Genomic DNA, 12,287 nt, shown 5'->3' on the forward strand with positions numbered 1-12,287 from the left:
GACCGCCGGTATGCGCCTGGGAGTCATCGCCGACGTCCACGCGAACGCCGTCGCCCTCGACGCCGTCCTCGACGACATGCCAGCGGTCGACGGTGTCGTCTGCCTCGGTGACGTCGTCGGTTACGGCCCGCACCCGGCGGCGTGCGTCGAGACGGTCCGGGAGGTCGCCGACGCCGTGGTTCGGGGAAACCACGACCGTTCGGTCTCGAACCCGGGGGCGTACCGCCACAACGAGATGGCCCACGCCGGCCTGCGCCACGCCCGCGAGGAACTCGACGACGACCAGGTGGCGTGGCTCGACGGCCTCCCCGAGGACCGGACCCACGAGGGCGTCAGGCTGGTCCACAGCCACCCGGCGGAGCGCGACCGCTACGTCTACCCGGAGGGGTTCGCGTCGCTCGCGCCACACCTCGGCGACGAGCGGGCGCTCCTCCTCGGCCACACGCACGTCCAGCACGCCGAACGGGTGGCCGGGACGCCCGTCGTCAATCCGGGGAGCGTCGGTCAGCCCCGCGACGGCGACCCCCGGGCCGCCTACGCCGTCCTCACGGGAACGGACGAGGGGACGCACGTCGACCTGCGGCGCGTCGCGTACGACGTCGAGGCGGTGGGGGCGGCGGTCGCCGAGGCGGGACTGCCGGCGCGGACCGGGAAGCGACTCCGGTCGGGCGAGTGACCGGCGAGTGCCCGTCGGGCGGCGACGGCGTGCGGGACGCCGAGGCTATCGCTGTCGGGCACTCGCGTCGATAAAAGAACTGCGTCGAATCGTCGAGTCGGAGTTAGACTTCGGTCTCGTTCTCGTCCGTCTCGTTGTCCATCATGGTGTCGTTGTCCATCATGGTGTCGTTCTCGGTGTCGTTCTCCGTCTCGTTCATGTCCATGGTGTCGTTCTCGTCGTCACCGAGCGTGTCGTTCTCGTCGTCACCGAGCGTGTCGTTCTCGTCGTCACCGAGCGTGTCGTTCTCGTCGTCACCGAGCGTGTCGTTCTCCGTCTCGTTGTCCTCGCCAGTCGTGTTGTTGTCCCCGGCCGGGCCAGCGCAGCCAGCCATGACAACCAGGCCGACTACCAGCAGGGCGGCAAGGACTTTCCGCAGGTTCGACTTCATGTGCACTTCCTCCTGAAGTCACTCGGAGGGATAAAGCGAGGGAGTCGTCCCATCGGTTTCGGGGTGAGACAGACATTGTTGCAGACCGTTTCGAGCCCGCAATCGTCCGTTAGGCGACTCGTACGTGTGAGTAGTCCCCTCACATAGTCACATAAAGAAACGAAAAAAGGCTATGTTGCGTGGCGATAAGGGGTACATTACGGCGCACACAATGTCAAGGCCCCGGACCACTCAGACAGGCCGCGCCGCGGTGGTGCTCGCCGTCGTACTCCTCTGTACGGCCGGCGTCGTGCCAGTCGCGGCACAGTCCGCGAGCATCGAGGACGTCTCGTACGCGGGCGAAGGCCGCGTCGCCGCCGAAGACGACGTCACCTACCTCACGCAGTGGCAGTCACACACGCTCGACGTCGGCATCTCGGCGGGGGAAGGGGACTACCAGCTCTGTGTGCGCGCCGGTGATGACACGGAGGACCTGCGCGAGCTGTCGTGTCAACCCGTCAGTAGCGACGGCGGGAACCAGACCGTCTCGTTCGCCTTCGAGCAGTGGTCCTCCGACTTCAGCGGCGAGCAGACGCTCCGGGTCGTCCTCCTCGACGACGACGGCGAGCGGGTCGACCGGGTCGACCGTGACATCCACGTGCTCACCCCCGGTGGCGACTTCGACGACGACGGCCTCGGGAACCAGGCCGAGATACAGCGCGACGCGGACCCGCTCACCCCCGACACGGACGACGACGGCCTCACCGACGGCGAGGAGGTGAACGTCGAGAAGACGAACGTCACCAACCCGGACACGGACGGTGACGGCCTCAACGACGGCACCGAGGTCGACGAGTACGGCTCGAACCCGACCGACACCGACACCGACGGCGACAACCTCACCGACGGCCAGGAGGTCAAGGAGTTCGGCACCGACCCGACGACGGCCGACACGGACGACGACGGCCTCACCGACGGCCAGGAGGTCAACCAGTACGGCACCGACCCGACCGAGGCGGACACCGACGAGGACGGTCTCGACGACGGACAGGAGGTCGACCGCTACGGCACCGACCCGACGACGGCCGACACGGACGGTGACGGCCTCGACGACGGCGAGGAGGTCGACGAGTACGGCACGAACCCGACGGACACCGACACCGACGACGACGGCCTCTCGGACGGGGCCGAGGTCGACCGACACAACACGGACCCGACGAAGGTCGACACCGACAGCGACGGCATCCCGGACGGTCAGGAGGTGGAGGCGGGGACGAACCCCAGCAACACCGGCCCCGCCAGCATCCTCTCGACGGTGACGGGCGAGCGCATGCCGCTGTTCGCTGCGCTGCTCGGCGCGTATCTGGTCGTCGTCGCGGGCGGCGTGTGGTGGACGCGTCGACCCGCGGGCGGCGGAGCGGGCGCGTCGCCGACGCTGTCCGACGGTGACGACGGCCCCTCGGCCGCCGCCCCACCCGAACCGCTGACCAACGAGGACCGCATCATGCAGTTGCTCGACGAGGGAGGCGGCCGCCTCCGGCAGGCGGACATCGTCGAGCGGACCGACTGGTCGAAGTCGAAGGTCAGTCGCCTCCTCTCGCGCATGGAGGAGAACGGCGAAGTGCGAAAGATCAGCATCGGTCGCGAGAACCTCATCGCCCGGCCGGGCGACGAACCGGAGAGCGCGCGCTCGCCGTTCGACGAGTCCGACTGACCGACCCCCGGTTCCCGCGTACTCGCGCCGCTCACGGCATCGACTCCCGCGTCGTGCGAGGCGACTCCCGGCCGTTGGAGCGTCGAAAGGGGGGGGGAGGGGGTAGAAAGACGGACGGCGGAGGCGACCCGAACGGGCCGCGTGCGGGCACTCGCGGGCCACTGACAAGCCCGACTGTGGTGCCGCACCTCCCAGTAGCCGCTCACGCGCCTTATAATTTTCTTTTACTTTATTATGAAAATAACCCAGAGTGTGGCCACGTCACTCGCGTGAGGGCGACGTGAGGAGCGCGTCGACCGGCTCTTTGGTGTAGCCGAGCCAGATGCTGAGGAGGCACGCGACCACGAGCAGCAGTAACGGCAGACCGAAGACGAACGTGAGGACGGCGGCGAGGAGGTCCACCTGTCCGGTAATCAGAAGCAGTCCCACTCCACCGAACGCGAGCGCCGTGGTCGCCAGCAGTCCGAGTCGGAACGCGGCGTCAGCGTCAGGTCCGGGTGTGTGTCTCGTCGCACCCATCGTATCTGCCCTAGTGGAAGGGACGATATGAATCCGCGGTTTCCACACGCAAGCCGTTCGCAGCGGGCGTGAGACGGTCGAACACGCCTCAATCGTCGGTGGGCGAGGAGTCGTCGTCGGTGACGTCGGTGACGACGCTCCCACCGGTGCGTTCGACGGCGACGGTATCGTCGTCGGTGATCTCCTGAATACGTTCGGCGAACTCCTCGGAGTCGAGTATCTCGTACTCGTTGTCGAGCCCGAGGTAGACCGTGTAACACATCACCAGCAGGACGACCGCGAAGGGGAGGCCGCTCGTGATGGACGCTGTCTGGAGCGCCCCCAGCCCGCCTCCGACGAGCAGGACGGCCGCGACGGCACCCTCCGTCACCGCCCAGAAGACGCGCTGGACCCGCGGGACGTCCTGTTTCCCCCCGGAGGTGAGGTGGTCGATGACGAGCGACCCCGAGTCAGAGGAGGTGACGAAGAACGTCCCGACGAGGATGACGGTGACGGTGGACGTGACGGCGGTCAGCGGGAAGAACCCGAGCAGTTCGAACATCGCGACGGACCGTCCCTGTTCGGCGAGCGGTCCGGTGAGGCCGCCGCTCTGGCGGCGCAGTTCGACGAACAGCGCGCTGCCGCCGAACGTCGACAGCCAGAGGAACGAGAACAGGCTCGGGAGGAAGAGGACGCCGACGACGAACTCGCGGACGGTCCGGCCCTTCGAGATGCGCGCGATGAACATCCCGACGAACGGCGACCACGCGATCCACCACGCCCAGTAGAACACCGTCCACTCGCCCTGCCACGAGGAGGAACTGCCGGTGAACGACTCGGTGAACAGGCTGAGTGCGGCCAGGTTCGTGGCGTACGTCCCGAGGCTCTGGACGAACCCGTCGAGGACGAACAGCGTCGGCCCGACGACGAGCATGAACCCGAGCAGCGACACCATCAGGTAGAGGTTGAGCGTGCTCAGGCGCTTGACGCCGCCGTCGAGGCCCGCCGCGACCGACAGCGTGGCGATAGCCGTGATGAAGGCGATGATGCCCACCTGGACGAGCGGGGTCGTCGGGATGGCGACCCCGAGGAACTCGCGGCCGACGAACCCGAGGCCGGCGTTTATCTGTCTCACGCCGAGACCGAGCGACGTCGACAGGCCGAACAGCGTGGCGAAGACCGTCACCAGGTCGATGACGTGCCCCGGCCAGCCGTAGATGCGGTCGCCCAGCAGCGGCCAGAAGATGGAGCGGAAGGTGAGGGGGAGTCCCCGGTTGAACGAGAAGAACGCCAGCCCGAGGCCCACGAGCGCGTAGACGGCCCACGGGTGGATGCCCCAGTGGAAGAACGTGAGCGCGAGCGCGGCACCGCCGCTCGCGGACGACTCCTCGGGGAGGCCGAAGAACGGCCCGCCGCCCGACTGGAAGTGAAACAGCGGTTCGGCGACGCTGTAGAACATCAGCCCGATGCCCATCCCCGCGCTGAACAGCATCGCCATCCAGGCGAAGTCGCTGAACTCCGGTTCGGCGCGCACCCCGCCCAGCCTGATGGTCCCGAACCGTCCGAACGCGAAGTAGAGGACCACGAGGATGAAGACGTTCACCGCGAGGATGTAGAACCAGCCGAAGGCGTCGGTGAGGGCCGTGAACACGAGGCCGTAGGCGTCGCTCGCCGTCATCGCACCCCCGTCGGCCGTCGTGAGGCCGACGAGCGCCGCGACGTCCTCGAACAGGAGCGTGAGCGCGATGAACACCCCGATGACGAAACAGGAGATAGGGAACACCTTCGGGTGGACGTCGAACCCCCAGCGCTCGATGTTCGTGTCGCCGGGTTCGCGGTCCGACTCCGGGTGGAACAGGTCGACCTGGAGGCCGCCGGACGTGTCGGTCCCGTCGTCGCCGTCAGCCATCGCTCGATGTCCCTCCGGTCTCGCCGTCGGTGTCGCGTACGTCTGTCATAGGTACAGTCCGGTTTCCGACCGGTCGTCGTGGTCTCCGCACGGTTCGAGGTAACGGGGACGCGGTCGTCGCGGGGTCCCGATGAAGCGCCACTCGTGGCTCGCCCTTACCCCTTGCGTCTGCGCGTCCGTAGCGGCGCGTCGTGGACAGCGGTACCGAGACACACGACTCGTCCACCTAACCGTTGGGGGCGACTGGCGAGGGTGTTTTTGTGTCGCGAGGGCGGGGAGCCGTCAACGGGTGTGCACGTGACGCCACGAAGATTTTCCTCCCCGGAACCGTATCACCGGGGAGAGACATGCACGACGACCCCGCGCGACGACCCCTCGACCGGGGGGCGCACGACCCGCCGGAGCCGTTCGTCGCGCAGGCGAACGTCACCGACCCCGACCTCCGTTCGGCCTTCGAGCGCGAGTGGCCCGACTGCTGGGCGCGAGCCGGCGACCTGCTGGAGTGGGAGCGGCCGTACGAATCCGTGCTGGCGGGCGACGGCGAGACGCCGCCGTTCCGGTGGTTCGACGGGGGGCGGCTGAACGCGTCGGTCAACTGCGTCGACCGCCACCTCGAGGACCGAAAGAGCCAGGTCGCCATCCGGTGGGAGGGTCGGCTCGGCGAGACGCGGAGTTACACCTACCTCGACCTCCACCGCGAGGTCAACGAATTCGCCGCCGGCCTCCGGTCGCTCGGCGTCGGGCCCGACGACGTCGTCACCCTCTACATGCCGATGATTCCGGAGTTGCCGGTCGCCATGCTGGCCTGCGCGCGCCTCGGGGCCGTCCACAACGTCGTCTTCGCGGGGTTCTCGGCGGAGGCGCTCGCCGCCCGGATGGCGCGCGCCGACTCCCGGTTCCTCGTCACCTGCGACGGCTACTACCGCCGTGGGGCCGCCACCAACCAGAAGAACAAGGCCGACAACGCCCGCATCAGCCTCGACCACGAGGTGGAAGCCACCGTCGTCGTCTCCCGACTGGGTGAGGAGACCCACCTCGGAAAGGACCAGTACAGCTACGTCGACCTGCTGGCGGCCCACGAGGGCGCGCGCGTCGCCCCCGTCGCCCGCGACGCGGGCGACCCGCTCTTTCTCATCTACACCTCGGGGACGACCGGCGCGCCGACGGCCGTCACCCACACCACGGGGGGCTACCTCGCGCACGTCGCCTGGACCGCGCGCGCCGTCCTCGACCTCGAGCCCGAGGACACCTACTGGTGCTCGGCGGACATCGGCTGGATTACCGGCCACAGCTACATCGTCTACGGGCCGCTCGCGCTGGGTGCGACCACGATGCTCTACGAGGGGGCGCCGGACCACCCCGAGCGCGACCGCCTCTGGCGCATCATCGAGCGCAACGCCATCGACGTCTTCTACACCGCGCCGACGGCGATACGCTCGTTCATGAAGTGGGGCAGCGACCACCCCGAGCGCCACGACCTCTCCTCGCTACGACTGCTCGGCACCGTCGGCGAACCCATCAACCCGCGCGCGTGGGAGTGGTACCGCGCGCACATCGGCGGCGGGTCGTGCCCCGTCGTCGACACGTGGTGGCAGACCGAGACGGGCGCCATCCTCGCCTCGACGCTCCCCGGCACGGACGCGATGAAACCGGGGAGCGTCGGCCCGCCCCTCCCGGGTATCGAGGCGCGGGTCGTCGACGAGGCGGGCGAGCCGACCCCGCCGGGCGAACCGGGGCACCTCGTCGTCGACCGGCCGTGGCCGGGGATGCCCACGACCCTCGCTGAGGGGGGGACGCTCGGGTCGACGCACCCCGCACGGGACGACGGCGGCTTTCGCTACGTCGCGGGCGACGAGGCGACCGTCGACGAGGACGGTTACCTCACCGTCCTCGGGCGGGTCGACGACGTCATCAACGTCGCCGGGCGGCGCTTCAGCAGCATGGAACTGGAGAGCAGCATCGTCGAGGTGAACGGCGTCGCCGAGGCCGCGGTCATCGGGAGCGCGGACGACCGCACCGGGAAGGCCGTCTGCGCCTACGTCAGCCCCGAGCGCGACCGACCGGCCGACGACGACCTGCGCGCGCGCATCGAGCGCCGCGTCCGGGAGGCCATCGGCCCCATCGCCACGCCCGACGCCGTCGTCTTCACGCCCGAACTCCCGAAGACCCGGTCCGGGAAGATAATGCGCCGTCTGCTGGAGGACATCGCGAACGACGAACCGCTCGGCGACACGAGCGCGCTCCGCAACCCCGAGATACTCGGGGAGATAGAGTCGACCATCCGCGAGGACGCACCCGACGACGAGTGAGCGAGGGTTTCGTTCTCCCTCGAGGTTCCGAAACCCATCTCGACGACGGAGGGGGGTCGGTACGGAACACGCGGGGGGAATCGTTCACGAGAGAGGGTGACGGCCTCGCAGGCGTGCGAAACTCGCCGCCGTGCGCCCGAAGTTTCATTTCGGAGCGACGCGTCTCGCCGAAACATGCTCGCCGACGAGGGGTGTACGACCGGCGCGGGGGTGCTCGACGCCGCGGACTACGAGCGCCTCCGGCGGGCGGCGGAGACGCACCGAGAGGACGTCGTCCTCCGCCTCTGCGCGGAGGTGGGGCTCCTGCCGGCGGAGGTGACGCGCGTCCGACTCGTCGACGTGACGTCCCACGGCCGGCACTTCCTCCTGCGCGTCCGGGAAGGGGAGGGAGCGACGCGCGAGGCGTACCTCCCGCGGGACGTCGAACACGCCCTCCGCAAGTACGCCGAGAGCGCGGGCGTCGCGCCCGACGACCCCCTCGTCGACGTGAGCCCCCGCCGGGTCCAGATGCTCGTCGCCGAGGTGGCCGCCGGAGCGGCCGACGCGACCGGTCGGGCGGCGTTCGAGTCGGTGTCGAGTCGTGACCTGCGGCAGTACTTCGTCCGGGACCTGCTCGTGCGCCGGCGCCTCGACCCGCGGGTCGTCCTCGCGGTCGGCCCTTACGACCGGCCGGAACAGCTCGCGGCGCACCTCGACCCCGCCGACCGGGAGGCCGTCGTCGCGGCGTTCGAGCGGCGGGACGGCGAGACGCCGCGCCGGAGCGCGGGGGGGGAGGCGCGCCTCCGGACGGTCGCGACCCTGCTCCGGGAGGCGAGCGACGCGCTCGGCGACCCGACGACGGCCGACGGCGTCCGGCGCGTCGCCTGCGACCGGGTCGCGGGGACGAGCGCGTACCGGGGGGCGGCGGTGGTCGACCCGGCGAGCACGGAGGGGCCGACCGCCGTCTCGGGGCCGGTCGGCCCGACGGTGGCGGCACTGTCGAGCGACGAGCGGGCGCGCGCGAGTGTGGAGGCGGCCGTCGAGGAGCGCGCGGTCCGGACGACGGCGGTCGACGGCCGGACGTCGACGACCGACGTGACGGTCGTGGCGCTCCCCCACGACGAGACGGTCTACGGCGCGCTCTGCCTCGTCCCGACCCGTCCCGTCGGCGGGGTCGAGCGCGACCTGCTCGCGACCTACGGGTCGCGCGTCGCCGCGGCGCTCGCCGGCGTCGAACACCGTCGACTCCTGCTCGCGGACACGGTGACCGAACTCACCCTCGAGACCGACGACGAGACGTTCCTCGGGACGACGGCGGCGGCGCTCGACTGCTCGTTCCGACTGGAGGGACTGGCGCCGGTCGGCGGCGGGGCACTCCTCCACTACGTCACGCTGCGCGGCGCGTCACCGGACGCGGCGCTCGAGCGGGCGGCGGGCGCACCGGACGTCGAGGACGCCCGGCTGGTCAGCGACCGGGCCGACGGTGCGTCGCTCGAACTGGTGCTCACCGACTCGCCGGCGCAGGCGCTCGTCGCGCGCGGCGGGACGGTCCGCGACCTCACCGCGTCGGGGGGGACGGTACGACTGGTCGGCGAGGTGGCGAGCGACGCCACCGTCCGCGAGGTGGTCGGCGGCGTCCGGGAGGCGTACCCCCGGACGCGCCTCGTCGCCAAGCACGAGCGCGAGCGCTCGGCGCGCGACGCCGAACCGTTCGCGGCCGGCCTCGACGGCGGGCTCACCGACCGACAGGCCTCGGTCCTCCGGGCGGCGTACTACGCCGGCTACTTCGAGTGGCCCCGCGAGTCCACCGCCGAGGAACTCGCCGACTCCGTCGGCGTCTCCTCGCCGACGCTCCACAACCACCTGCGACGCGCCCAGCAGAAGCTCCTCACCGCCTACCTCGACGAGGGCGAGGACTGACCCGACCGCCCCGAAGCGACTTTGCCGACGTCCCTCCGCGAACCCACCCTCGGTCCGACGGCGACCACCCCTCGGCGAACGCCACACGAAAACGCCGCGCGTACCGGAACGCGGGGTTCGTACACGGATTTTTATGCAGTTAGGGACGCCGCTTATAGTTATACTGCCATACGATGTCAGATGTCATGTCCTTACAGGGGACCGAACCGGGCGGACAGTCGACGCGACGGGGGGAAGGGACAGCCCTCGTCGCGTCGGGGGACTCGAATTCGTATCTCACACTGACGACGGCCGGAGGTGGCGCGGATGTCTAGCGACTCCGACGCGGCGACGGACGGCGGACACGCGACGGGGACGAGTGCGACTACGACCGCCGACGCGGCGACGACGGACTATCTCGACGCCGAGGTGAACCTGCTGTCGCCGAGCACGCCGTTCATGCGCGACCACCTGCGAATCATCTGGACGGGGTTCGCGATCTGGTTCGTCGCCGTCTTCGGCCCGGTGACGCTGACGGCGATCGCCCCCGGACCGATGACGACCCAGATGCCGCTCATCGGATTCCCGCTGCACTACTTCCTGATGGCCATCGGCGCGCCGACCACGGGCCTGCTGCTCTCGTACTGGTACGTCCGCAAGCGCGACGCGCTCGACGAGAAGTACGGTATCGAACACCCCACCGGAGGTGAGGCTGAATGACGGTGGAATCCCTCTCCCTCCTCCAGTCCAGCGGGTTGCTTCCGGAGGGGCTCAACGTCTCGTTCAAACTCCTTCCGGCCATCCTCGTGCTCTCGATGCTCGGGTTGTTCCTCGTCATCGGGTTCGTCTTTCGCGTGGCCGACGCCGAGGACATGTGGGTGGCGGGCCGTTCCATCGGCAACCTGGAGAACGGCGCCGCGATCGGCGCCAACTGGATGTCGGCGGCCTCCTACCTCGGGATGGCGGCGCTCATCGCGCTGTCGGGGGTGTACGGACTGGCGTTCGTCGTCGGCTGGACGACGGCGTTCTTCATCGTCCTGATCTTCATGGCCGCACAGATGCGCCGGTTCGGGAAGTACACGGCGCCGGACTTCGTCGGCGACCGCTTCAACTCCGACGCCGCCCGGGCCATCGCGGCCATCACGACGTTCCTCATCGGGTTCGTCTACGCCATCGGGCAGGCCCGGGGGATGGCGCTGGTCGGTCTGTACGTCTTCGGTGACATCGGCCTGCTCGGCCTGACCGGCTACCAGTCGATGGTCGTCTTCATGATGACCATCACGGTCGGCTATCTGACGCTGTCGGGGATGCTCGGGGCGACGAAGAACCAGGCCGTCCAGTACACCATCCTCATCGCCGCGTTCCTCATCGGGCTGTACGTCGTCGGCTTTTCGCAGGGGTACTCGACGGTGCTCCCCCAGGTAGAGTACGGACAGCTCATCGGCGAACTCGGGAGCGAGTTCTCCGAGCCGTTCGCCAACGAGAGCTACTACCTCTGGATCGCGACGTGTTTCTCGCTCATCGTCGGAACCGCGGGGCTCCCGCACGTCCTCGTCCGGTTCTACACCGTCGAGAGCGAACGGACGGCGCGCTGGTCGACCGTGTGGGGGCTGTTCTTCATCTGTCTGCTCTACTGGAGCGCCCCCGCGTTCGCGGCGTTCGGCTCCGACCTCTACGCGCAGGAGGTCGGCCCGGTGTACGGCGCGAACGGGATGGACAGCGCCGCGGCCGACGTCATCGTCGTGCTGGCGACGCAGCTCGCGGGACTGCCGCAGTGGTTCGTCGGCTTCGTCGCGGCCGGCGGCATCGCCGCCGCCATCGCGACGGTCGCCGGTCTGTTCATCGCCGGGTCGTCCGCTATCTCGCACGACATCTACACCAACATCATCAACCCGGACGCGACCCAGCGCCAGCAGGTGCTGGTCGGCCGTCTGAGCATCATCCTGCTCGGCGTCATCACGACGCTGGCCGCGCTGGACCCGGCCGCACCCATCGCGGCGCTGGTCTCCTACGCGTTCTCGCTGGCCGGGTCGGTGCTGTTCCCGATGTTCTTCCTCGGACTCTGGTGGGAGAACACGAACCGCGAGGGGGCGATCACCGGCATGCTCACCGGGCTCGTCCTCTGGTCGATTCCGATGATCAACGAGGTCGTCCCGAACTACCTGGGCGGCGTCGAAGGGCCGCTGGTCGCCGGACTGGCCCAGTGGATGCCGGCCATCGGGTCGGCGTTGATCGCCACGCCGATCGTGTTCGCGGTCACCATCGGCGTCTCGCTGCTCACCGACGAACCCGACCTGCAGACGAAGATGCTGGTCCGTCAGTGTCACAGCCCCGAGCCGATGCACGAGACGACAGCCGCCGAGGCGGTGGCGTCGAGCGAGCGCACCGACAGCGGAACACCCGCGGACGACTGACCCATGTACGAACGTATCCTCGTACCCACCGACGGAAGCGACGTCGCGGAGAACGCCGTCGACCACGCGATGGACCTCGCGCGGCGCTACGACGCGACCGTCCACGCGCTGTACGTCGTCGACGTCGACGCGATGGAGGTGTCACTCGGCACCGAACAGATCGACCGACTCCGCGCGGGCCGGTTCAACGAGATGGACGAAGTCCGGGAGCGGGCGGAGGCCGCGACCGGGTACATCGCCGAGGCGGGCGACGAGTTCGGCGTCGACGTCGTCGAACACGTCGCGAGCGGTGTCCCTCACCGTGTGGTCGCCAAGTACGCCGGGAACCACGACATCGACCTCGTCGTGATGGGGAGCCACGGACGCTCCGGCGTCCGGCGCGCCCTGCTCGGGAGCGTCACCGAGCGCGTCCTGCGCTCGACGCACGTCCCCGTCCTCGTCGTAGACGTGCAACCGGACGACGGGTGACCGCGAGGCCCC

Annotated in this window: 10 protein-coding genes; 7 read left to right on the plus strand and 3 right to left on the minus strand. The window is 69.4% G+C overall.

What is annotated here, in order from left to right; all coding sequences use genetic code 11:
- Nucleotides 1-10 precede the first annotated feature (10 nt).
- Nucleotides 11-676 carry a metallophosphoesterase family protein gene (locus tag P1Y20_RS09470; protein ID WP_304448419.1) on the plus strand — a complete coding sequence of 222 codons (666 nt, stop codon included), beginning with the start codon at nt 11-13 and terminating at the stop codon, nt 674-676.
- Between the two features lie 103 nt (nt 677-779).
- Here the strand turns inward: P1Y20_RS09470 and P1Y20_RS09475 are convergent, their stop codons facing one another.
- Nucleotides 780-1,106, minus strand: coding sequence for a hypothetical protein (locus P1Y20_RS09475; protein ID WP_304448420.1), 327 nt, complete (start codon nt 1,104-1,106; stop codon nt 780-782).
- A 211-nt stretch (nt 1,107-1,317) separates the two neighbouring features.
- Here P1Y20_RS09475 and P1Y20_RS09480 point away from each other — a divergent pair, with 211 nt between their 5' ends.
- A complete protein-coding gene (locus P1Y20_RS09480; protein WP_304448421.1) occupies nt 1,318-2,799 on the plus strand; it encodes a helix-turn-helix transcriptional regulator in 1,482 nt (493 codons plus the stop codon).
- Between the two features lie 261 nt (nt 2,800-3,060).
- Here the strand turns inward: P1Y20_RS09480 and P1Y20_RS09485 are convergent, their stop codons facing one another.
- Both P1Y20_RS09485 and P1Y20_RS09490 read right to left on the minus strand, forming a co-directional pair.
- On the minus strand, nt 3,061-3,318 hold the full coding sequence (locus P1Y20_RS09485; RefSeq protein ID WP_304448422.1) for a hypothetical protein: 258 nt from the start codon (nt 3,316-3,318) through the stop codon (nt 3,061-3,063).
- 88 nt (nt 3,319-3,406) lie between these two features.
- Nucleotides 3,407-5,206, minus strand: coding sequence for a BCCT family transporter (locus tag P1Y20_RS09490; RefSeq protein WP_304448423.1), 1,800 nt, complete (start codon nt 5,204-5,206; stop codon nt 3,407-3,409).
- A 347-nt stretch (nt 5,207-5,553) separates the two neighbouring features.
- Here P1Y20_RS09490 and acs point away from each other — a divergent pair, with 347 nt between their 5' ends.
- The 5 genes from acs to P1Y20_RS09515 all read left to right on the plus strand — a co-directional run bounded on the left by acs (nt 5,554) and on the right by P1Y20_RS09515 (nt 12,275).
- A complete protein-coding gene (gene acs / locus P1Y20_RS09495; protein ID WP_304448424.1) occupies nt 5,554-7,515 on the plus strand; it encodes an acetate--CoA ligase in 1,962 nt (653 codons plus the stop codon).
- A 174-nt stretch (nt 7,516-7,689) separates the two neighbouring features.
- Nucleotides 7,690-9,414 carry a bacterio-opsin activator domain-containing protein gene (locus tag P1Y20_RS09500; protein WP_304448425.1) on the plus strand — a complete coding sequence of 575 codons (1,725 nt, stop codon included), beginning with the start codon at nt 7,690-7,692 and terminating at the stop codon, nt 9,412-9,414.
- Nucleotides 9,415-9,720: 306 nt separating this feature from the next.
- Nucleotides 9,721-10,113 carry a DUF4212 domain-containing protein gene (locus tag P1Y20_RS09505; RefSeq protein ID WP_304448426.1) on the plus strand — a complete coding sequence of 131 codons (393 nt, stop codon included), beginning with the start codon at nt 9,721-9,723 and terminating at the stop codon, nt 10,111-10,113.
- Nucleotides 10,110-11,807 carry a sodium:solute symporter family transporter gene (locus P1Y20_RS09510; protein ID WP_304448427.1) on the plus strand — a complete coding sequence of 566 codons (1,698 nt, stop codon included), beginning with the start codon at nt 10,110-10,112 and terminating at the stop codon, nt 11,805-11,807. Before P1Y20_RS09505 ends, P1Y20_RS09510 begins: the two co-directional genes overlap by 4 nt.
- A 3-nt stretch (nt 11,808-11,810) precedes the next feature.
- Nucleotides 11,811-12,275, plus strand: coding sequence for a universal stress protein (locus P1Y20_RS09515; protein ID WP_304448428.1), 465 nt, complete (start codon nt 11,811-11,813; stop codon nt 12,273-12,275).
- The last annotated feature ends 12 nt before the right edge of the window (nt 12,276-12,287 follow it).

The organism is Halomarina ordinaria, assembly GCF_030553305.1.
Taxonomy (GTDB): domain Archaea; phylum Halobacteriota; class Halobacteria; order Halobacteriales; family Haloarculaceae; genus Halomarina; species Halomarina ordinaria.